Source organism: uncultured Sphingopyxis sp. (assembly GCF_900078365.1).
GTDB lineage: Bacteria > Pseudomonadota > Alphaproteobacteria > Sphingomonadales > Sphingomonadaceae > Sphingopyxis.
The window spans coordinates 3,372,877-3,395,967 of record NZ_LT598653.1 but is presented as its reverse complement, the minus strand read 5'-3'; the positions used below and the strand labels follow the sequence as shown (position 1 = coordinate 3,395,967).

The window sequence follows — 23,091 nt, the reverse complement described above, 5'->3', positions numbered from 1 at the left end:
GATGCGCGCCTTATCAGGCCGATCGGGCGCAGGCGAATCTTTGCGCGCCGAGTCGGGTTGAATCGAAACCCTCGCGCGGTGAACGGTGTCAACTTGCGCAAATGCTGCCATTTTGGCGGGATTCCGCGGGCGAATCGGTCTTTTATATTGACGGCTTGCTTACCAATTTTGGCTAGGGCTAAGCGGGTGAATATCATGGCCGAATCCGCTTCTTCCGCACCGTCCGAATCGGCGCGCGACGCATCCGCGCCGGCCGGCGTGCGCCCGCGTTCGGCGGTCAGCACGGGGGTCGGGATCGTCGGGCTTGCGGGGCTGGTGAGCTATTTGCTCATCGCGCGCTTCGCCCCCGAAATCGCCGCTTTTATCGGCATCGACTGGGGATCGCGCGGGCCGATGAGCGGCCCGAATTCGGCGATCGCGAGCGTGCTCGCCTGCGGCGTGCCGATGGTGCTGTGGTCGGTGTTCGTCGACAAGGTGCATCGCAATCCGTCGACCGGGATCGACTGGGCGCAGCGCCGACCGTGGCGCGAAACGCTCGACATCAGCCTGACCAAGCTCGCCGGCCTGTGGGCGACATGGGGGCTGATCGCGCTGATCTATGCGACGATGCGCTATTACTGGCAGGGCAATTACGCTTTTTCGATGAAGCTGCTCGAGACCGCCGCGCCGTGGCTGCTGCTCGTCTCGGTCCCCTATATGTTGTGGCTCGATCGGCGGATGGTCGAACCGCGCGACGGCTGCTGGCAGTTCGGGCGCTGGCTGATCGCAGGCCATAAGCTGGGAGGGGGCCAGCCGGTCGATGGCCGCGCGATCGGGCATCATCTGCGCGCCTGGGCGGTGAAAGGCTTCTTCACCGCCTTCATGCTGTCGATCGTACCGGGCAATTTTTCGGCGCTGGTCACCGTGCCGATAAGCGAGGTCACCGCCAACCCCTATCTGGCCGGGCTGTGGGCGATCAATCTCCTCTATCTGGTCGATGTCCACATCGCGACGGTCGGCTATATATTGACGCTGAAGCCGCTCGACGCGCATATCCGCACCGCCAACCCCTATGGCATGGCGTGGGTCGCGGCACTCGTCTGCTATCCGCCCTTCATCCTGATGAGCGGCGGTCCGCTCGATTATCAGGTCCATGGTTCCGACTGGGGCTATTGGCTCGCGGGGCACGAGGGGCTGCTGATCGTCTGGGGCATCGCGCTGGTGCTGCTCACCGCGGTCTATAGCTGGGCGACGATGGCGTTCGGCATCCGCTTTTCGAACCTGACGCACCGCGGCATCATCACTCACGGCCCCTATGCCTTCACGCGGCACCCCGCCTATATTTCGAAGAATATGACATGGTGGATCGGTTCCTTGCCGTTTCTCGTGACCGCGGGCGGCTGGATCGAGGGCGCGCGCAATGTCGCCCTGCTCGGCCTCGTCAGCGGCATCTATTACTGGCGCGCCAAGACCGAGGAGAAGCATCTTCTCGCCGATCCCGCCTATGTCGCCTATTGGAATTGGGCGCAGGCCCATGCGCTGGTGCCGCGCCTGTTTGCCCGGGTGACTGGCCGCCCGCGCCCGCTGATCCGGCTCGAACCCGACGCGCGAGTGGGTCCGGTCGCCTAGCTTTCGCTCACGCTAGTTGCTGACGCCGTGGCTTGCAGCGGCCTCGGCTGCGCGCCGCGCTTGCAATTCGGCATGCGCCCGATTGATTACGCGCCACGCCTTTTCGCAGCGTTGCTTATCGGAAGGCCGATCGCTGGCGCAAAGCTGATTGAGCCGCGCAAGGACGGCCTTGGGGCTATTGTCGCGAAGCGTAGGAAAGGCCCGGGCATATTCGCCGGCGCTGTTGGAGCCGATGGTGGCGGCCGAATTGAGACCGATGCCTTGCGCCGCCGCTGCGGTGGAAAACAGGGCGATCGCGGTCAGGCTGGCGGTCAAACGGATCATCATCGACTCCCGCATCTTGGGGTTGCATGTCGATGATAACATGGAAAGATCGCGATGCGAAGCCCGGCCCGCGCGGTGCTGGAACCGCGCGGGCCGGATGATCATCAGAACTTCACGCCTGCCTCGACGCCCCAGATGCGGGGTTCGTTGACGTAGCTGGTCAGATTGTTGAAATCGATGCCCCCGGTCGGCGATTCATCATTGGTGATGTTGCGCACGAAGCCCGCGATGTCGAAGCGATCGGTCTTGTAGCCGACGCGCAGCCCGCCCTCGACCATCTTGTCGTCCGAAAATTCGACCGAGCGATAGAGGAAGAACTGGACCTTCGAGCGGTAATACCAGTCGGTGAAGGCATAGATCGCCCCGTCGCCGACGGGGATTTCATAGCCCGCGGTCGCATTGAGCGTCCATTTCGGCGACTGCGGCAACTGGTTGCCGTCGATCGAGAAGATGCCGGGGCTGCCCGGGCGCTGCGGGTCGAGGATGGTGCAGGGCGTCGCCGAGCCGCAGCCTGCGACGAAGGCGTTGGCGTCGTCGATCTCGGCGACATTCCACGCGCCGCCGACGCTGAAGGTCAGCCCGCGCGCTGGCGCCGCCTGCAGTTCGGCCTCGATGCCATGGCCCTTGGCGTCGACGTTGAGCAGGCTCGCGACGTTCGCGGTGCCACCGACCGCGGTGAGCTGCAGATCCTTGGTGTCGAAATAATAGCCGGTCAGGTTGAAGCGGACGCGGTCGTTCAGGAAAGCGGTCTTGATCCCCGCTTCATACGACATCGTCTCTTCCTGATCGGCGGTCGAGATCGTCCGCGCGAAGGTCAGGCGGCCCTGCACCGACGGCGCGCGATAGCCGCGCGCGACGCGGGCGTAGAGGGTGAGCGCATCCGACGCCTCATAGCTCGCGCTGGCGTCCCAGGTCAGCAGCTTGCCCTTGACGCGGGCCGCCTGCGGCGGGACCGGCGTGTTCGGGTTGACGACGAAGTCGGGGCGCGTCTCGACCGGACGCGACGCGACGAAATCGCGCCTGTCGTGGTTGTAGCGCGCGCCGGCCTGCAGCTTGAAGCCATTGTCGAATTCATAATTGACCGAGCCGAAGATGCCGTAGGCTTCGCTATCCTGGCGCTGCACCGCGATCGCCGACGGCGTCGCATCGGTCGGGCCGCCGAACTCGAAGCTCGAAATGTCGAGCTTTTCGTCGAAATAGAAGGCGCCGAACTGATAGCCGAGCCCGCCGCTGTTGTTCGACGCGATGCGGATTTCCTGCGTGAACTGGTCGAGGCTCGGCACATTGTCCTGGCTCTGCGCCTGGAAGGGGATCAGGCCCGGACCCGATTCGGGCAGGAAGACGGCGCCGAAGCCGCCGTCGATGTCGCCGCGGCTGCGGAAATTGCCGTTCCAGTAGGAGGTGATCGAATAAGCGGTCACCGGCCCGAAATCATATTCGAGGTTCAGCGCGGCGTTATAGGTGTTGAGCTTCTGGAAGTTGATCCCGTCCTGCCACACCTTGTCGCGCTCGAACTCGGTGCCCGCGCCGCCGAGGCCGACGAGTTTGTTGCTGCCGGGCAGCTGCGTGTTGGCGCGGAAGATGATCGCCGAGCCGTCATAGACGCGGACCTGTCCGGTCACGCGGCCGGTGAAGGGGCCGTTTTCATATTGGAGCTGGAGGCGCGCGGCGATGTCGTCATAGCCGCCGAGATCGTCCTTCTTCGTCGTCGCGATATTATCGACCCAATCGTCGCGGTGCTGATAGAGGCCCGAGAGGCGGACCGAAAAGCCGCTGTCGTCGGCGGCGCCCGCCGCGACCTCGACCTGGCTGGTGCCATAGCGGCCATAGCTGACGCGGGCATAGCCGCCGGTCTTGCCGGGCTTGACGGTGTCGAACTTGACGATGCCCGCCGGCGTGTTGCGGCCGAACAGGGTGCCCTGCGGCCCGCGCAGCACTTCGACGCGGTCGAGGTCGAAGATCGGGAAGCCCTTGAGGATCGGGTTTTCGAGCACGACATCGTCATAGACGAGGCTGACCGGCTGCGACGCGTTGAGGTCGAAATCGGTGTTGCCGAGGCCGCGGATATAGAAGCGCGGGAAGGTGCGCCCGAACGAGCTTTCGATGTTGAGGCTGGGGACGCGGCCCGCGAGCACGCGGACGTCGGCGCCGGTCGAGGTGATCGCGCCGAGCGTGTCGCCCGACAGCACCGAGACGGCTACGGGCACGTCCTGCAGGCTTTCCTCGCGGCGCTGCGCGGTGACGACGATATCACCGAGGCCGCTGTCTTCGGCCACGGGATCGGCGGGCGCGTCCTGCGCGGCGGCGGGGGCGGCCCAGACCGCGGCGGCGAGGGCAAGGCTTATAGCGGTAGCGGAAGGAAAGTGGCGCATGGGCGAGCTTCCTGAAACTTAAGTTGACGATGGGAGAGCGGAAAACCAAGGCTCTTTGGCTCTCCGCACGCGCGCGATCAATCACGGAAATGCGCGGCGCTGACGTTCGTGTCGGGAGTGTTGCGAAATTGCTGCACTCCGGCGAGGGTGTCGCGCAGCCCTTGGTAGGGAAGCTTCACCGCACCCGCCATTTTCGTCATCCCGGCGAAGGCCGGGATCTCGCCGGTGCGGAAAGATGATAGGGCGAGGTCCCGGCCTTCGCCGGGATGACGATCAGGAGGGGGTTTCGGTCCACGCCGAGCGGACCGGACATCGCATTCGATGGGCAGACGCTGGCGCCGCCGTTGACACCCCGCGACCCCGATCCTATATTGCGCCCATACCCCCTCGTCCGAGATAGGGCCTGACTTTGCGCAACGGGTTGTACGGATAGGGCGGCGGGGATTTCGAGATGCGTTGGAAAGCTGCGGTAAACCGGCAACGGTTCGTCGCGGCCTTTTTGCGTCTCTCCTGCGCTTGCGAGCTATTTTCTTAAGGCGAGACAATCACTTATGGCGACCAAGGCGAAGTCGGTGGGCAAGGCCCTCGAAGCAACCGCAAGCAAGCGAATCCGCAAGCTGTTCGGCAACATCCACGAAGCGGTGGAGATGCCCAACCTCATCGAGGTGCAGCGCGAATCCTATGAGCAGTTCCTGCGCTCGGATCCCTCGATCGGCTATGTTTCGGGCCTCGAAAAGACGCTGCGCAGCGTTTTCCCGATCCGCGACTTCGCCGGCACCGCCGAGCTCGACTTCGTCCACTACGAACTCGAAGAGCCGAAGTATGACGTCGAGGAATGCCGTCAGCGCGGCATCACCTATGCGGCGCCGATGAAGGTCACGCTGCGCCTGATCGTCTTCGAGGTCGACAGCGAAACCGACACCCGTTCGGTGCTCGATATCAAGGAGCAGGACGTCTACATGGGCGACATGCCGCTCATGACCGAGAACGGCACCTTCTTCGTCAACGGCACCGAGCGCGTCATCGTGTCGCAGATGCACCGTTCGCCGGGTGTGCTCTTCGACCACGATCGCGGCAAGACCCACTCGTCGGGCAAGTTCCTGTTCGCCGCGCGCGTGATCCCCTATCGCGGTTCGTGGCTCGACTTCGAATTCGACGCCAAGGACATCGTCAACGTCCGCATCGACCGCAAGCGCAAGCTGCCGGTTACCAGCCTTCTCTATGCGCTGGGCATGTCGGGCGAGGAAATCCTCAACCATTTCTATGACCGCCTCGTCTTCGAGCGCGCCGAAAACGGCTGGAAGGTTCCCTTCGTCGTCGAAAACTGGCGCGGTTCGAAGCCCGCTTTCGACGTCGTGGACGCCAAGACCGGCGAAGTCGTCTTCGCCGCCGGCCACAAGATCAGCCCGCGCCTTGCCAACAAGGCGGCGAAGGACGGTCTCGACACGCTGCTGATCCCGACCGAGGAAATCTTCGGCCGCTACTCGGCCTATGACCTGATCAACGAAGCGACCGGCGAGATCTATATCGAAGCCGGCGACGAAGTGTCGGCCGACAATCTCGAGAAGCTCGACGCCGCGGGCATCGACAAGCTCGTGCTGCTCGACATCGACCACAACAACACCGGTCCGTGGATCCGCAACACGCTGAAGGCCGACAAGGCCGAGGACCGCGACCAGGCGCTGAGCGACATCTACCGCGTCATGCGCCCCGGCGAACCGCCGACGCGCGAAACCGCCGAAGCTTTGTTCGGCGGCCTGTTCTTCGACGCGGAGCGTTACGACCTGTCGGCCGTGGGCCGCGTGAAATTGAACATGCGCCTCGGCCTCGACGCCGAGGATACGGTGACGACGCTGCGCAGCGAGGACATCCTCGCCGTGGTCAAGGAGCTGGTGAACCTGAAGGACGGCAAGGGCGAGATCGACGACATCGACAATCTCGGCAACCGCCGCGTGCGTTCGGTCGGCGAGCTGCTCGAAAACCAGTATCGCGTCGGCCTGCTGCGCATGGAACGCGCGGTGAAGGAGCGCATGAGCTCGGTCGACGTGTCGACCGTGATGCCGAACGACCTGATCAACTCCAAGCCGATCTCGGCTGCCATCAAGGAGTTCTTCGGTTCGAGCCAGCTGTCGCAGTTCATGGACCAGACCAACCCGCTGTCCGAAGTCACCCACAAGCGCCGCGTCTCGGCGCTCGGGCCGGGCGGTCTGACCCGCGAACGCGCGGGCTTCGAGGTCCGCGACGTTCACCCGACCCACTATGGCCGCATCTGCCCGATCGAAACGCCCGAAGGCCCGAACATCGGTCTGATCAACAGCCTCGCGACCTTTGCGCGCGTCAACAAATATGGCTTCATCGAAACGCCATACCGCCGCATCGTCGATGGCAAGGTCACCAATGAAGTCGTCTATCTCTCGGCGATGGAAGAGTCGAAGCACACGGTTGCGCAGGCGAACGCCGACCTCAACCCTGATGGCAGCTTCATCGACGAGCTGATCTCGGCGCGCGAAGCCGGCGAATTCCTGATGGCCCCGCGCGACCAGATCACCTTGATGGACGTGTCGCCGAAGCAGCTCGTTTCGGTCGCGGCCTCGCTGATCCCGTTCCTCGAAAACGATGACGCCAACCGCGCGCTCATGGGTTCGAACATGCAGCGTCAGGCTGTGCCGCTGCTCCGTGCAGAGGCTCCGGTCGTCGGCACCGGCATGGAAGAGACCGTCGCGCGCGATTCGGGCGCTGCGATCGCCGCGCGCCGCGGCGGCGTGATCGACCAGGTCGATGCGACGCGTATCGTCATCCGCGCGACCGACATGGTCGAACCCGGCAAGTCGGGCGTCGACATCTATCGTCTGCAGAAGTTCCAGCGGTCGAACCAGAACACCTGCATCAACCAGCGTCCGCTGGTGAAGGTGGGCGACGTGGTCAAGAGCGGCGACATCATCGCCGACGGTCCGTCGACCGAGCTTGGCGAACTGGCGCTCGGCAAGAATGTGCTCGTCGCGTTCATGCCGTGGAACGGCTACAACTATGAGGACTCGATCCTCATTTCCGAACGCATCGTGAAGGATGACGTCTTCACCTCGATCCACATCGAGGAATTCGAAGTCACCGCGCGCGACACGCGCCTTGGCCCCGAAGACATCACGCGCGACATTCCGAACGTCGGCGAGGAAGCCCTGCGCAACCTCGACGAGGCGGGCATCGTCTATATCGGCGCCGAAGTCGGCCCCGGCGACATTCTCGCCGGCAAGATCACCCCCAAGGGTGAATCGCCGATGACGCCGGAAGAAAAGCTGCTGCGCGCGATCTTCGGCGAAAAGGCGAGCGACGTGCGCGACACCTCGCTTCGCCTGCCGCCGGGCGTGTCGGGCACGGTCGTCGAAGTCCGCGTCTTCAACCGTCACGGCATCGACAAGGACGAACGTGCGATCGCGATCGAACGCGAGGAAATCGAGCGGCTGAAGCAGGACGCCGACGACGAGCGCGCGATCCTCAACCGCGCGACCTTCTCGAGCCTCAAGGACCTGCTGATCGGTCAGACGACCAGCGCGGTGCCGAAGGGCCTCAAGAAGGGCGACACCGTCACCGAGGAGATGCTGGTCGAACTCGACCGCGCCGACTGGTGGAAGCTCGCGGTGGTCGAGGACAATGCCCAGACGGCATTGGAAGCGATCAAGGCGCAGTATGACGACGCGATCAAGCGGATCAACGCGAAATATGAAGATCGCGTCGAGAAGCTGCAGCGCGGCGACGAACTCGCTCCCGGCGTGCTCAAGATGGTCAAGGTCTTCGTCGCGGTGAAGCGCAAGCTGCAGCCGGGCGACAAGATGGCCGGCCGTCACGGCAACAAGGGCGTCATCAGCCGCATCCTGCCGAACGAGGACATGCCGTTCCTCGAAGACGGGACGCATGTCGACATCGTGCTCAACCCGCTGGGCGTGCCGTCGCGCATGAACGTCGGGCAGATCCTCGAAACCCACCTCGGCTGGGCTTCGCGTGGGTTGGGCCGGCAGGTGACGCAGGCGCTCGACGAATGGCGCGACGCCAATCCCGACGCGGTCGGCGGGCAGATGCCCGAAGCCGTGCGCGATGCGCTCGAGCATGTCTATGGCGCCGAATATCTCGAGGACATCAAGTCGCGCGATGCCGACAGCATCGTCGAACTGGCCGACAACCTGCGCGTTGGCGTGCCGTTCGCGACCCCGGTGTTCGACGGCGCCAAGGAAGCCGACGTGTCGAACATGCTGACCCTCGCGGGGCTGCACGAATCGGGACAGTCGGACCTGTACGACGGCCGCACCGGCGACAAGTTCGACCGCAAGGTGACCGTGGGCTACATCTATATGCTGAAGCTCCACCACCTCGTCGACGACAAGATCCACGCGCGCTCGATCGGCCCCTACAGCCTCGTCACCCAGCAGCCGCTGGGCGGCAAGGCGCAGTTCGGCGGCCAGCGCTTCGGTGAAATGGAAGTGTGGGCTCTGCAAGCTTATGGCGCGGCGTACACGCTGCAGGAAATGCTGACGGTGAAGTCCGACGACATCACCGGCCGCACCAAGGTTTACGAAGCGATCGTCAAGGGCGACGACACCTTCGAGGCCGGCATTCCCGAAAGCTTCAACGTGCTCGTCAAGGAAATGCGCTCGCTGGGCCTCAACGTCGAGCTTTCGTCCTATGCGGACGAAGACGATGACGAAGGTCCCGAAGCCCTTCCCGAAGCCGCCGAATAAGATAGCTCCCTCTCCCCTTCAGGGGAGAGGGCTGGGGAGAGGGGCAGTCGCCGCGCTGTTCCGCAACCCCGCCCCCTCTCCCAACCCTCTCCCCTGAAGGGGAGAGGGCTAACGAGGAACCAGATTATGAACCAGCTTACCAACTTCATGAACCCGGTCGCGAAGCCCGAAACCTTCGACATGATCAAGATCGGCATCGCGAGCCCCGAGCGTATCCGCTCGTGGTCGTTCGGCGAGATCAAGAAGCCCGAGACGATCAACTACCGCACGTTCAAGCCCGAGCGTGACGGCCTGTTCTGCGCGCGCATCTTTGGCCCGATCAAGGATTATGAATGCCTGTGCGGCAAGTATAAGCGCATGAAATACAAGGGCATCGTCTGCGAGAAGTGCGGTGTCGAAGTCACGGTGACCAAGGTCCGCCGCGAGCGCATGGGCCATATCGAGCTCGCCGCGCCGGTCGCGCACATCTGGTTCCTGAAGTCGCTGCCGTCGCGCATCGGCCTGCTGCTCGACATGCAATTGAAGCAGCTCGAGCGCGTGCTGTATTTCGAAGCCTATATCGTCCTTGAGCCCGGCCTGACGCCGCTCGAGAAGTTCCAGCTTCTGACCGAAGACGAACTGCTCGACGCGCAGGACGAATATGGCGAAGACGCCTTCTCGGCCGGCATCGGCGCCGAGGCGATCCGCGTGCTCCTCGAGAATCTCGATCTCGAACAGGAACGCGTCGACCTGATGGAAGAGCTTGCGACGACCAAGTCGGAGCTCAAGCCCAAGAAGATCATCAAGCGCCTCAAGGTCGTGGAATCGTTCATCGAATCGGGCAACCGTCCCGAATGGATGATCCTCGAAGTCGTCCCCGTGATCCCGCCCGAGCTGCGCCCGCTGGTGCCGCTCGACGGCGGCCGCTTCGCGACGTCGGATCTGAACGACCTCTATCGCCGCGTGATCAACCGCAACAACCGCCTGAAGCGCCTGATGGAGCTGCGCGCGCCGGACATCATCGTCCGCAACGAAAAGCGCATGCTGCAGGAAGCCGTCGACGCGCTGTTCGACAACGGCCGCCGCGGCCGCACGATCACCGGTGCGAATAAGCGTCCGCTTAAGTCGCTCTCCGACATGCTCAAGGGCAAGCAGGGCCGCTTCCGTCAGAACCTGCTCGGCAAGCGCGTCGACTATTCGGGCCGTTCGGTCATCGTGACCGGCCCCGAACTCAAGCTGCACCAGTGCGGCCTGCCGAAGAAGATGGCGCTCGAACTGTTCAAGCCCTTCATCTACGCGCGCCTCGACGCCAAAGGTCTGTCGATGACCCTCAAACAGGCGAAGAAGTGGGTCGAAAAGGAACGCAAGGAAGTCTGGGACATCCTCGACGAAGTCATTCGCGAGCACCCGGTCCTCCTGAACCGCGCCCCGACGCTCCACCGCCTCGGCATCCAGGCGTTCGAGCCGGTGCTGATCGAAGGCAAGGCGATCCAGCTGCACCCGCTGGTCTGCGCTGCGTTCAACGCCGACTTCGACGGCGACCAGATGGCGGTCCACGTGCCGCTGAGCCTCGAAGCGCAGCTCGAAGCGCGCGTGCTGATGATGTCGACCAACAACATCCTCAGCCCCGCGAACGGCAAGCCGATCATCGTGCCGTCGCAGGACATGGTTCTCGGTCTCTATTATCTCTCGCTCGAACGCGAAGGCGAACCGGGCGAGGGCATGCTGCTCGCCGACATGGCCGAAGTGCATCAGGCGCTCTATACCGGCGCCGTCACGCTGCACACCAAGGTCATCAGCCGCGTCCCGCAGACCGACGAGCAGGGCAACGAATATCTCAAGCGGTTCGAGACCACTCCGGGCCGCATGCTGATCGGCGAATGCCTGCCGAAGTCGCACACCGTGCCCTTCGACGTCGTCAACCGCCTTCTGACCAAGAAGGAAATCGGCGACGTGATCGACCAGGTCTATCGCCACACCGGCCAGAAGGAGACGGTGCTGTTCGCCGACGCCATCATGGCGCTGGGCTTCCGCAACGCGTTCAAGGCGGGCATCTCGTTCGGCAAGGATGACATGATCATCCCGGCGTCGAAGGAAGCCATGGTCGACGAAACCCGCGCGCTCGTGAAGGATTTCGAGCAGCAGTATCAGGACGGCCTGATCACGCAGCAGGAAAAATACAATAAGGCGATCGATGCGTGGTCGCAGTGCGGCGACAAGGTCGCGAACGCGATGATGGAAGAAATCCGCGCGACGCCGAAGCTCGACGACGGCCGTCTCGCTCCGATCAACTCCATCTATATGATGGCGCATTCGGGTGCGCGTGGTTCGCAGGCCCAGATGAAGCAGCTCGCGGGCATGCGCGGCCTGATGGCCAAGCCTGACGGCTCCATCATCGAGACGCCAAGTACTGCAGAACGTTCAGACCTTCGCGGAAGTTCGCGGTCCAGAGCCGCTAGCTGACCGGCATGCGCGGCCTGATGGCGAAGCCGTCGGGCGAGATCATCGAAACGCCGATCATCTCGAACTTCAAGGAAGGCCTGACCGTCCTCGAGTATTTCAACTCGACGCACGGTGCGCGCAAGGGTCTGGCCGATACGGCGCTCAAGACGGCGAACTCGGGTTATCTGACCCGCCGTCTGGTCGACGTGTCGCAGGACTGCGTCGTGATCGAGGAAGATTGCGGCACGACCCGCGGCATGGAAATGCGCGCGATCGTGCAGGGCGGTTCGACGATCGCCTCGCTCGGCGAACGCATCCTCGGCCGCACGACGCTCGAGGACGTCGTCGACAAGGATGGCAATGTCATCGCGCCGGTGGGCACTTTGCTCGACGAAGCGACGACGCAGCGGATCGAGGACGCCGAAGTCCAGTCGGTCAAGATCCGTTCGCCGCTGGTCTGCGAAGCGACGCTCGGTGTCTGCGGCAAATGCTATGGCCGCGACCTCGCGCGCGGCACGCCGGTCAACATCGGTGAGGCTGTCGGCGTCATCGCCGCCCAGTCGATCGGCGAGCCCGGCACGCAGCTGACCATGCGGACCTTCCACATCGGCGGCGCGGCGCAGGTCAACGAACAGTCGAACGCCGAAGCGATCTCGGACGGCACGATCGAATATCGCGACATGGCGACGATCGTCGACCAGCGCGGCCGCCGTCTGGCGCTGTCGCGTTCGGGCGAAATCGCGATCATCGACAGCGAAGGCCGCGAGCGCGCGACCCACAAGCTGCCCTATGGTGCGCAGATCATGCACAAGGACGGCGAGAAGGTGAAGAAGGGCGACCGGATTGCCGAATGGGATCCGTTCACCATGCCGCTGATCACCGAAAAGCAGGGCGTCGTGAAGTATCAGGATCTGGCCGACGGCAAGACGCTGGTCGAACAGGTCGACGAAGCGACGGGCATCGCCCAGCGCGTCGTGATCGAATATCGCTCGGCGGGCCGCGCCAAGAAGGAAGACCTCCAGCCGCGCCTGACCTTGCTCGACGACCAGTCGGGCGAAGCCGCGCGCTACCTGCTCGCGGTCGGCACGATGCTGTCGGTCGAGGACGGTCAGGAAGTGCAGGCGGGCGACGTTCTGGCGCGTGTCAGCCGCGAAGCGTCGAAGACGCGCGACATCACCGGCGGTCTGCCGCGTGTTGCCGAGCTGTTCGAAGCGCGCATTCCGAAGGACAACAGCGTTATCGCGAAGATCAGCGGCCGCATTGAATTCGTCAAGGATTACAAGGCGAAGCGCAAGATCGCGATCGTTCCGGAAGAAGGCGATCCGATCGAGTATCTGATCCCCAAGTCGAAGGTTTTGGAAGTGCAGGAAGGCGACCAGGTCAAGCGCGGCGACGCGCTGATTTCGGGTTCGCCGAACCCGCACGACATCCTCGATGTCATGGGCGTCGAGGCGCTGGCCGAATATCTCGTCGCGGAAATCCAGGAAGTCTATCGACTGCAGGGCGTGAAGATCAACGACAAGCACATCGAGGTGATCGTTCGCCAGATGCTGCAAAAGGTCGAGATCACGTCGGGCGGCGACACCACGTTGCTGCCGGGCGAACAGCTCGATTATCTGGAGATGATGGAATATAACGCCAAACTGCCGAAGAACGGCGTGCCCGCGGAAGGCCGTCCGGTCCTCCTCGGCATCACCAAGGCGTCGCTGCAGACCCGCAGCTTCGTTTCGGCGGCATCCTTCCAGGAGACGACCCGCGTCCTCACCGAAGCGTCGGTGCAGGGCAAGATCGACTCGCTGCAGGGCCTCAAGGAAAATGTCATCGTCGGTCGCCTCATCCCGGCGGGTACCGGCGCTGCCATGAACCGCGTCCGCGTCACCGCCTCGTCGAAGGATGCCGCGCTGCGCGCCGCGATGCGCGCCGCGAATCAGGAGCATCTGATCGCGCCGGCGACCGCGGCCGAAGAGCATGAAGCCGAACTGGCGCAGGGCCCCGAAGCGGCTCTCGGCGACGATCCGCTCGGCAAGGTGCAGGGCGAGGACTTCACGTCGGACGATGTGATGGTCGAAGAGCGTCCCGAAGGCGAAGGCGAGGAATAAGCTTCCTCGGCGCCTTGGCCGACAGAAATGAGCCCCGCCGGAGCGATCTGGCGGGGCTTTTTCTTTGGCGCGGCTTTGGGGTGGGGAGCGGCCGCACCCAATATTCGTCATTCCCGCGAAAGCGGGAACCCAGTGTGGGATCAGCCTACGCACGCTCTGGGTCCCCGCTTTTGCGGGGATGACGATGTAAGAGGCTGCAATCGGTCGGTTTCAGCCCCTCGTCATCCCGGGCTTGACCCGGGATCCCGCTTTTGGGGGCATCGACCGGTCTTCGGCATCAAGCGGGACCCCGGATCAAGTCCGGGGTGACGAATAAAGTGACGGCAGCTATAGGTCGATACCGGCCACCAGCGCCCCATTGCCGATTGCCTGTCCACGCCCCCCGCTCTAGACCTCGGCAAAGGCTTTCGAACGGAGGACAGCGGGTGAGCGACGGCAGCACGGTGAGCGAAATCTATATCGGGCTTGGCGGCGGCGGGGCGGCCGACGGGCCGCGCCAGTCGCTGGTGCTCAAACGCGCGAACCGCCACGGCTTGATCGCCGGCGCGACCGGCACCGGCAAGACCGTGACCCTGCAAGGGCTTGCCGAAGGCTTTTCGGCCGCCGGCGTCCCGGTCTTCGTCGCCGATGTGAAGGGCGACCTCGCCGGCATGGCGATGGCGGGCAGCCCGACGGCCAAGGTCCATGAACCCTTTTCGAAGCGCGCCGCCGAAATCGGCGATACGACATGGGCCTATCGCGACAATCCGGTGATCTTCTGGGACCTGTTCGGCGAGCAGGGACACCCGATCCGCACCACCATCTCCGAAATGGGCCCGCTGCTGCTCGCGCGGCTGATGGGGCTCAACGAAGTGCAGGAAGGCGTGCTCGCGATCGCGTTCCGGGTCGCCGACGAACAGAATCTGCTGCTGCTCGATCTGGGCGATTTGCAGGCGATGCTCGCCTGGTGCGCCGAGAACGCCGACGAACTCACGACCAGATATGGCAATGTGTCGAAGGCCACCGTCGGCACGATCCAGCGGCAATTGCTGACGCTCGAAAGCCAGGGCGGCGACCATTTCTTCGGCGAACCCGCGCTCGACATTCAGGACATGATCCGCACTGACGACACGGGCCGCGGCTATGTCAACATCCTCGCCGCCGACAAATTGATGGCGAGCCCGAAGCTCTATGCAACCTTCCTGCTCTGGCTCTTGTCGGAGATGTTCGAGACGCTTCCCGAGGTCGGCGACCCCGACAAGCCCAAGCTCGTCTTCTTCTTCGACGAAGCGCATCTGCTCTTCGACGACGCGCCGCCCGCGCTCACCGAAAAGATCGAGCAGGTCGTGCGGCTGATCCGCTCGAAGGGCGTCGGCGTCTATTTCGTGACGCAGAACCCGATCGACGTGCCCGAGGAGGTCGCGGGCCAGCTCGGCAACCGCGTCCAGCACGCGCTCCGCGCCTTTACCCCGCGCGACCAGAAGGCGGTGAAGGCCGCCGCCGAAACCTTCCGTCCGAACCCCAAGGTGGACGTCGCGCGCGAGATCACCGAATTGAAGGTCGGCGAGGCGCTCGTCTCGCTGCTGATGGCCGACGGCGCGCCGTCGCCGGTCGAGCGCACGCTGATCAAGCCGCCCTGCTCGCGCGCCGGACCGTTGGAGCCCAAGGAGCGCGCGATCATCCAGTCGATCTCGCCGGTCGCGGGCAAGTACGACACGGCGGTCGACCGCGAGAGCGCCGAGGAACTGCTCGCCGCCAAGGCCGAGCAGGCGCAGGCCGCCGCGATCGAGGCGAAAGCCCAAGCGGAGGCCGACAAACAGGCCGCGATCGCCGCAAAGGAAGAGGCGAAGCGCAAGGCGGCCGAGGAGCGCGAACGCGTCCGGCTCGAAAAGGCGGCTGCCCGCGAGGCCGCCAAACCCTCGATGGCCGAAAAGATGATACAGTCGGCGGCGCGCTCGGCGGCGACGAGCCTCGGCCGGCAGGTCGCGGGCAAGTTCGGCGGCCAGCTGATGCGCGGCATTTTGGGCAGTCTTTTCAAGTGAGGATATTTCCCAAACCCTATTCATCCGTCATCCCGGCGAAGGCCGGGATCTCGCCGGTGCGTCAGGGCGAGAGGGTGAGATCCCGGCCTTCGCCGGGATGACGGGTGGAGAAATGTCGGTGCCGGCTCGAGACATCGCGGCGATGGAGGCGAGCCTCGCCGCCGTCGCCGATGCGGGCGTCGAGATCCGCCACGCGCTGTTCGACCGCTTCTTCGACGCCTTTCCCGATCGCCGCGCGAGCTTCATGATTGTCGACGCCTCGTCGCGGCGGATGACCGATGAGACGTTGGCGATGATGCTCGGGCTGGCGAAGGGCGAGGGCTGGGTCTGGCCGCTCGTCGCCGAGCTCGTCTTCACCCACCGCGCCTATGGGCCGCTGCCGATCGCCGAATATGACGCCTTCATCGACATGACGGTCGAGGAGCTGGGCACCGCGGCGGGCGCCGCATGGAGCGCCCCCGCTGCGGCCGCATGGCAGCGCCAGGCCGAGGCGCTGAAGGCGATGATTCGCCAGGCGCGCGCCGAATGGGAAAGCGCGATGCCGGTGGGAACGCCGCAGCCGGCCGGCTGACCAACTGCGGCGGACTTTCCTTACTTCGTCTTCAGCCAGCTCGCGGTTTCGCCTTTGATGCGCGGCCTGCTGACGCTGCGTTCCTTCAGGCTCGCCAGCACCTTGTCATAGGGTTTGCGTGCGTCGGCGGGCAGCGGCGCCGCGATCGTCTCGAGCTTTGCGATCATCGCGGGATCGTTCGACGACGCGGCGAGCCCCGCGAGGAAGCGCGCGCGTGCCGAGGCGTCGATCAGCCGGTCGACCGCCGCTCGATTGGCCTGCGCGAAATCGACCGCCATTTCCGCGTGATTCGCCGCGACCGCGCCGATGATCGAGGCGCTGACTGTCTTGCCGGGCTCGTCGGTGAGCGCGAGCGCGAGCGCCCGGCGCGCGAGCCCTTCGTCCTTCGCCGAACCGAGCAGCGTATAGAAAGTGCTGCGCTCGACCGCCGACTTCGATGCTTTCGCGAGTCCGCGCAGCTTGTTCCATTCGGCCTCGCCGGCATTCGCCGCGACGATGCCGAGCCAACGCGCCTTGAGCGGGCCGTCGAGCGCGGCGGGATCGCGGTCGAGCAGCGCGAAGCGCCGCCGCGCTTCGGCTAGCACCCGGGCATCGCCCAGCGTCCCGAGCGCACCGAGCGATTCGGAGCGCAGGATGCTGTCGAGCGCGGGCTCGCCGCCGCGCGGGTCGAAGCCGAGCCGCGCCATCGCCGGGCCGAGCGCCGCGGTGCCGCGCGCCGCAAACTGCTTCTGCACTGCCGGCTCGCCGTCGAACAGCTTGTAGAGCGCGGCATAGCGTCCGGCGGCGTCGCCGAGTAGCTTCTGGTTCGCATCACTCGGCACCGCCGCCAGCAGGTCGAGCGCCGCGCCCATCGGCTGGTAACCGGCATAGGCGAGCGCGAAATTGTCGCCGAGCAGCCCGAGCTGGTCGATCGGGGCCAGTGCCGCGAAACCGCTGCGCAGCGCCGCGAGCGCAGCGGGCGAATAGAGGGTGCGGTAATAGCCCGCCTGACCCGCATTGATCAGCACCGCGCCGCAGCCGGGCAGGGTGAGCGTTCCCGCGCCGCCCGCGATCACCTGCCGCGCGACCGCGCCATTGCCGGCGCGGGCGAGGACGGGCACCCGCCAGCGGCGGCCCTCGGCGTCGATGCTGTCCTTGCGATCACGCGAAAATTCGCCCTGCGTCAGCGCGACGGTCGTGTTGCCGCCAGCGCAGGTCACACCGCCGACGCGCAGCAGCGGGATGCCCGGCTGACCGGTGAAATCATGCGCGATCGCAGTCAGCCCCTCGGCGCCCGCTGTCTCGACCGCGCTCCACAGATCGTCGGTGCGCGTGTTCGCATATTTATGCTGTTCCATATAGCTGCGCAGACCCTGCCGCCACACATCCTCGCCCGCGTAGGATTCGAGCATGGTGATCACCGCCTCGCCCTTTTGATAGGTGATCGCGTCGAACGCCTGGTTGGTGTCCTCGACGGTGCGGATCGTCTGGACGATCGGGTGGGTGGTCGCAAAAGCGTCGAGCCCCATCGCGCGCTCGCGGCCGTCGACGCGGTCGAGCAAGGGCTGCCAGTCGGGATGGAAATGGTCGCTCGCCTTGGTTTCCATCCAACTCGCGAACCCCTCGTTGAGCCACAGGTCGTCCCACCACGCCATGGTGACGAGGTCGCCGAACCATTGGTGCGCGACCTCGTGCGCCTGCACCGAATAGATCGCCTGCCGCGTCGCGTCGCTCGTGATCTTCGGATCGTCGAGCAGGATGCGCTCGAAGGTGAAGATCGCGCCCCAATTTTCCATCGCGCCGAAGAATTGCGACTGGCCGGGACCCGCGACATTGTCGAGCTTGGGCAGCGGATAGGGCTGGCCGAAATAGTCGCCATAATAGGTCAGCAGCGGGCCGAGGCTGTCGAGCGCGAAGCGCGCCTGCTCGCCCGATCCCTTCGGCGACACGATGCCGACCTCGGCGCCGCTCTCGCTCTTTGCCGCGAGCCGCTCGAAATTTCCGGTCGCGAAGAAGAGGAGATAGGACGACATTTTGGGCGAGATCTGGAAGGTCACCGTCTTCCTGCTGCCGGGGGCGGGCGTTTCGCTCGCCACGGGCATGTTGCTCACCGTAAGATCGCCGGCGGGGACGGTGGCGGAGAGGGTGAAGGTCGCCTTGTAGCTCGGCTCGTCGAAGCTCGGCACGAAGCGCCGCGCGTCGGGCGCCTCGAACTGGGTGAACAGCCCGCGTACCTCGTCGCCGCTGACCTTGTCGGGATAATCGAGCGCGAAAAGCCCGTTCGCCTGCGTGTTGATCGTGCCGGTGTAGCGGGTGGCGAGGCGATATTTGCCCGGCGCGAGTAGTGCGGGCGCGGTGAAACTCACCGTCTGCGCCGCCGCATCGGTCGCCGTGGTCAGCGGAATGGCCTTGCCGTCGGCGCCGGTGAGGCTGGCGCCCGCGAAGTCGAGGTCGAGCGCGTTGAGCGTCAGCACCGCTGAGGGTTCATAGAGTTCGACGTCGATGCCCGCCTCGCCGGTGAAGCGCAGCGCCTTGGCGTCGGGGACGACGCTGATGTCGTAATGCAGCGGCCGCGCGATCCGCGGCAGCTGGCTCGGGATGCTCGCGTCGAGCGGCGCGGCGGTGAGCGCAGGCGCCGCCGCGACGGGCGCGGTTGGCGCGATTCCCGGCTGCGCGGCACACGCCGCGAGGCTGAGCGACGAGGCGGCGGCGAGAAGGAAACGTCGTGCAGTTGTTTTCATGATGCAATCCCCGGTTATTTTATGCCGCGCTACGCCGCTGCGGCCCTCGCACGGGCACCGCTTCGACGGGCGGTCATAGCCTATCGACAGACGACGCGATTCGCGGCAGCTTGGTTGCATGACGAAACCTATATTGCCTGGAGAGGTAGCCGCCGCCGTCGTCGACCCCGTCGCGTACGGCCAATGGGATCCGCTGCACGAACAGCTTGCCTGGGCGCGCGCGAACGCGCCGCTCGCCGTGGCGGAAAATCCCGAACTCGATCCCTTCTGGCTCGTGACGCGTCACGCCGACATCATGGCGATCAGCCGCGACCCGGCGCGATTCGCGAACGGCCTGCGCCCCACCGTGCTCACCAACCGCGACGGCGAGGCGATCGCGCGCGCCGCGACGCCCAATAATGACGGGCATCTGATCCGTTCGCTCGTCCAGATGGATGCCCCCGATCATATGAAATACCGGCTGCTCACGCAGAGCTGGTTCATGCCCAAGAATCTGAAGATCGTCGAAGACCGCATCCGTCACCACGCGCGCGATGCGGTCGAACAGATGCTCGCGATGGACGGGACATGCGATTTCGCGCGCGACGTCGCGGCGCATTATCCGCTGCGCGTGATCATGGACATATTGGGTGTGCCGCGCGAGGACGAGCCGCGCATGCTGATGCTGACGCAGCAATTGTTCGGGTCGACCGATCCCGAACTCAACCGCAGCCGCGAGGCGATCACCAGCGCCGAACAGGCGATCGCGATGCTCAATTATGTGATCGCCGATTTCGAACAATATTTCGGCGCGCTCACCGCCGATCGCCGCGCCAATCCGCGCGAGGACATCGCGACGGTGATCGCCAACGCCATGGTCGGCGGCGAGCCGATTCCCGACCGCGAGCTGGCGGGCTATTATATGATTATCGCAACCGCAGGCCATGACACGACGAGCGCCTCGACCGCGGGCGCGATCATGGAACTGGCCAAGAATCCCGGGCTGTTCGCCCGCTTCCGCGACGCCGCGAGCGACAAGGCGGGGTTGATCGAGGAGGCGATTCGCTGGGCGACGCCGGTCCAGCATTTCATGCGCAGCGCGCGCGAAGATGTCGAAATCGGCGGCCAGACGATCCGCGAAGGCGACTGGCTGATGCTGAACTATGTATCGGCCAACCGCGACGAGGATGTGTTCGGCGACCCCTTCGCCTTCGATCCCGATCGCGAGAAGAACCAGCAGATCGCCTTCGGTTTTGGCGCGCACGTCTGCCTCGGCCAGCATCTCGCGCGCATGGAGATGCGGATATTGATGGAGGAGCTGCTGCCGCGCCTCGAACGCCTCGAACTCGCGGGCGAGCCCGCGCGCGTCGAATCGGTGTTCGTCGGCGGGCTGAAGCGTCTGCCGATCCGCTTCGCGCTCGCCTAGAACGCTTTGGATTCGGCCTTTTCTTTTCGAAAATGGAACAATCGCGTTCCGGCTGCGTTTCGACGCAGCTAGAGGAGTTTGTGATGAAAAGATTGAAAAAAGGCGCGATTGCCGTTGCGGCAGCTTCGATGGTGCTTTCCCCGGTAGCGGCTTCGGCCGCGCCCGCAATCGACAATAGCCGTGCGACCTCGGCGGTCCGTGGCGAAAATAATCTCGAAGGCGGAAGCTGGATCGCGATCGTCCTGGGCCTCGCCATCATCGCCGGCGGCGTCTGGCTGGCGGTCGACGGCGACGACGACCCGGTCAGCCCGTAAAATTCTTCGTCCGAAGAAGGCGCCCGTCCCGCGACGCGGGGCGGGCGCTAACTTTTTTCGCCCGGAAAAAAGCGGGCGACGACTTCGCTTGCGAGCCGCGCGGGGCGGAGCGTCTCGGCGTCGATACAGCACCAGCTTGACTTGACTTCGGCCAGCACGTCTTCGCCGCGCTTGATGATCGTCTCGTAAAAGGCGCGTGCGCCCTGCACCTTCTCGAGGATCACCGTCGCGATGACCTGATCGTCGAGGAAGGCCGGGCGGCGATAGGTGATCTCGTGCTTCAGCGCGACCCACAGATGCGCCGCGACCGCTTCGGGCGGCGCGATCTTGCGCCAGTGCGCGAGCACCGCTTCCTGCACCCAGCTCAGATAATGGGCGTTGTTCACATGCCCCATGAAATCGATCGCGTCGGGACCGACCTTGATGTCATGGTCGTGGGGCAGGGCGGTTGCGCTCATATCGTTGACACTAGTGTCAACAAACTGTGACGGAAAGATGAATCTTCACCCCCGCCCGCGATAGGGCGCGACGCCCTGGTCGGGGAGCCATAGTCCTTCGGGGGGCGGGCCCGATTGCCAGAAGACGTCGATGGGAATACCGCCGCGCGGATACCAGTAACCGCCGATGCGCAGCCAGCGGGGCCGCATCTCGTCGAACAGGCGGCGGCCGATGCCGACGGTGCAATCCTCGTGAAAGCCCGCATGGTTGCGGAAGGACCCGAGGAAGAGCTTGAGGCTCTTCGATTCGACGATCGTCTCGCCGGGCGCGTAATCGATGACGAGATGCGCGAAATCGGGCTGGCCGGTCACCGGGCAGAGCGAGGTGAATTCGGGCGCGGCGAAGCGGACGAGATAGAGTTCGCCCGTGCGCGGATTGGGCACATAATCGAGGACGGCCGCCTCGGGCGAGGCAGGCAGTTCGCTGGATTGGCCGAGATGTTTCGGCGCGAGCGGGGTAGGGGTGGAATCGGTCATGGAAAGGCTCTAGTGCGCAGCGCGGCCGATGTCACCGACCTCATGGGGGCGAGACGGCCGGGTTCAGCGCCAATTCAGCGGCGCGGGCGACATATGGGTAGTGTGGGATCGCGGACAAGATGACGGTGCGTAACTTCGGGCGACAACAGGCGGCGGCGTTGGCGCTGGCGGTGGCAGTGCTGGCCGCGGGCGCTCCTGTCGCTGCGCAGGACACGACGACGTCGCCCCGCCCGATCGATTTCCGCCTGCCGCCGCCCACCGACGACGGCCGCGCGCCTGGCGTGCAGGGCCCCTCGGACAATGGCTTGCCGCCAGTGGCGCCGGGTGAGCGGCGGGGACAGCCGACGCCAACCCCGACCCCCGCGCCCACGCCGACGCCGACATCGCCGCAACCCGTCGCACCGCCGCGGGTGACGCCGACGCAGCCGGTCACGGCAACCCCCGCACCGGCACCCGCGCGGCGCGATACCTCCTCAACCGCGACGCCGCGCGCGGCTCAGCCGGAAGCACCGCGAGTGGCGGAGCCTGCAACCACCGACAATCCGCCGTTACCGCCGCTCGATACGGTTACGCCGTCGCCCGCCGCAACCGGCGACGCGGCGCCGGCGACCGCCGACGCAACGCCGCCTGCCGCGGCGCCGGAAGACACGCCGTCCGGCACGCCGATTTGGGCCTGGGCGATCGCCGTGCTGGCGGCCGCGGGCGCGGCTTTCTGGTATTGGCGCCGCCGCACCGCGCCGGCCGGTCCGGCGGTCGAAGAGATCGACGAAGCCCCGCAGCCGGCCGGACGTGCCGCCGTTCCGCCGCCGAGGCCCGCCGCTCCCGCGGCTCCGCGTCCGGCGCCCGCTCCGCCACCGGCATCGCGGCCCCAGCCGGCGTCCGCCCATCCGCTCGTCACGCGCCCGGCGGCCGAACAGCGCGCTATGGTCGGCATGGCGCTCGACATCCGCAGCATCCGTTTCGCGCCCGACCATGTGGCGGTCGGTTTCGCGCTCAACCTGCTCAACCAGGGGACGGTGCCGGCGACGGGGCTGATGGTCCGCATCGCGCTGGGCCAGGGCTCGGCGATGACCGAGCCGGTGCTCGGCCGTTTCTTCGACGGAGCGGGGGGCAGCGTGGTGCGCGACGACATCGTGCTGGCGGCGGGTGCGGGCGAGGAATTGTCGACCGAGGTGATGCTGCCGCGCGCTGCGATCGAGCCGCTGATGATCGGCGGCAAGCCGATGATCGTCCCCGTCATCGCATTCGACGTCACCTATCATTGGGATGGCGAAGGCGAGGCGTTCGGCCAGAATGCGGGCAGCTTCGTTCTCGGCCGCGAACAGGGCGCGAGCGGCAGCGAGAAGCTGGCGCCGCTGCCGCTCGACCGCGCGTCCTATGCCGTCGAGCGCCCTGGCGCGCGCGCGACCGCGATCCGGCGCAGCCAGTAATCCGGCTCGAAGCGCCGCAGGTTTTTGTTGCGGTGCAGCATCGACTGCGGCAGGACGGACCCCGCTTGAAAAAGCACAGGTGGGGGCATAGGCTGACTATCC

13 protein-coding genes and 1 pseudogene are annotated in these 23,091 nt (G+C 65.3%); 8 read left to right on the top strand and 6 right to left on the bottom strand.

Annotated elements, in window-relative coordinates:
• Positions 1 to 195 precede the first annotated feature (195 nt).
• Complete coding sequence (locus tag QZL87_RS15760; protein WP_295321217.1) at positions 196 to 1,608, top strand: isoprenylcysteine carboxylmethyltransferase family protein; 1,413 nt, start codon at positions 196 to 198, stop codon at positions 1,606 to 1,608.
• 12 nt (positions 1,609 to 1,620) lie between these two features.
• Here the strand turns inward: QZL87_RS15760 and QZL87_RS15755 are convergent, their stop codons facing one another.
• From QZL87_RS15755 to QZL87_RS15745, 3 genes are all read right to left on the bottom strand, one after another.
• Positions 1,621 to 2,037 (bottom strand): hypothetical protein, encoded by a 417-nt coding sequence (locus QZL87_RS15755; RefSeq protein WP_295321213.1) that lies wholly within the window; start codon positions 2,035 to 2,037, stop codon positions 1,621 to 1,623.
• Complete coding sequence (locus QZL87_RS15750; protein ID WP_295321209.1) at positions 2,037 to 4,304, bottom strand: TonB-dependent receptor; 2,268 nt, start codon at positions 4,302 to 4,304, stop codon at positions 2,037 to 2,039. The genes QZL87_RS15755 and QZL87_RS15750 overlap by 1 nt, the downstream gene beginning before the upstream one ends.
• 77 nt (positions 4,305 to 4,381) lie before the next feature.
• Entirely contained in the window at positions 4,382 to 4,504 is a 123-nt protein-coding gene (locus QZL87_RS15745; protein WP_295321207.1) for a hypothetical protein, read from the bottom strand.
• Positions 4,505 to 4,855: 351 nt separating this feature from the next.
• On the opposite strand from QZL87_RS15745, the gene rpoB reads away from it, so the two are divergent.
• The 4 genes and pseudogenes from rpoB (at position 4,856) to QZL87_RS15725 (ending at position 16,146) form a co-directional block, all read left to right on the top strand.
• Positions 4,856 to 9,034, top strand: coding sequence for a DNA-directed RNA polymerase subunit beta (gene rpoB, locus QZL87_RS15740; protein WP_295321203.1), 4,179 nt, complete (start codon positions 4,856 to 4,858; stop codon positions 9,032 to 9,034).
• 126 nt (positions 9,035 to 9,160) lie between these two features.
• A pseudogene (gene rpoC / locus QZL87_RS15735) lies at positions 9,161 to 13,554 on the top strand (DNA-directed RNA polymerase subunit beta').
• A gap of 452 nt (positions 13,555 to 14,006) precedes the next feature.
• Positions 14,007 to 15,575 (top strand): helicase HerA-like domain-containing protein, encoded by a 1,569-nt coding sequence (locus tag QZL87_RS15730; RefSeq protein ID WP_295326973.1) that lies wholly within the window; start codon positions 14,007 to 14,009, stop codon positions 15,573 to 15,575.
• Positions 15,576 to 15,693: 118 nt separating this feature from the next.
• The gene (locus QZL87_RS15725; protein WP_295321200.1) at positions 15,694 to 16,146 is read left to right on the top strand and encodes a hypothetical protein; all 453 of its coding nucleotides are present in this window, start codon (positions 15,694 to 15,696) and stop codon (positions 16,144 to 16,146) included.
• Positions 16,147 to 16,166: 20 nt separating this feature from the next.
• On the opposite strand, the gene QZL87_RS15720 is transcribed toward QZL87_RS15725, so the two are convergent.
• Positions 16,167 to 18,866, bottom strand: a complete 2,700-nt coding sequence (locus tag QZL87_RS15720) for a M1 family metallopeptidase (protein ID WP_295321196.1) — start codon at positions 18,864 to 18,866, stop codon at positions 16,167 to 16,169.
• Positions 18,867 to 18,984: 118 nt separating this feature from the next.
• Here QZL87_RS15720 and QZL87_RS15715 point away from each other — a divergent pair, with 118 nt between their 5' ends.
• Both QZL87_RS15715 and QZL87_RS15710 read left to right on the top strand, forming a co-directional pair.
• Positions 18,985 to 20,271, top strand: a complete 1,287-nt coding sequence (locus QZL87_RS15715) for a cytochrome P450 (protein WP_295321192.1) — start codon at positions 18,985 to 18,987, stop codon at positions 20,269 to 20,271.
• A 128-nt stretch (positions 20,272 to 20,399) separates the two neighbouring features.
• On the top strand, positions 20,400 to 20,585 hold the full coding sequence (locus tag QZL87_RS15710; RefSeq protein ID WP_295321190.1) for a hypothetical protein: 186 nt from the start codon (positions 20,400 to 20,402) through the stop codon (positions 20,583 to 20,585).
• Between the two features lie 47 nt (positions 20,586 to 20,632).
• On the opposite strand, the gene QZL87_RS15705 is transcribed toward QZL87_RS15710, so the two are convergent.
• Positions 20,633 to 21,043 (bottom strand): thioesterase family protein, encoded by a 411-nt coding sequence (locus tag QZL87_RS15705; RefSeq protein WP_295321187.1) that lies wholly within the window; start codon positions 21,041 to 21,043, stop codon positions 20,633 to 20,635.
• Between the two features lie 45 nt (positions 21,044 to 21,088).
• Positions 21,089 to 21,559 carry a preQ(1) synthase gene (queF, locus tag QZL87_RS15700; protein ID WP_295321184.1) on the bottom strand — a complete coding sequence of 157 codons (471 nt, stop codon included), beginning with the start codon at positions 21,557 to 21,559 and terminating at the stop codon, positions 21,089 to 21,091.
• A gap of 119 nt (positions 21,560 to 21,678) precedes the next feature.
• Between queF and QZL87_RS15695 the strand changes: the two genes are divergently transcribed.
• Positions 21,679 to 22,989 carry a hypothetical protein gene (locus QZL87_RS15695; RefSeq protein WP_295321181.1) on the top strand — a complete coding sequence of 437 codons (1,311 nt, stop codon included), beginning with the start codon at positions 21,679 to 21,681 and terminating at the stop codon, positions 22,987 to 22,989.
• Positions 22,990 to 23,091 lie beyond the last annotated feature (102 nt).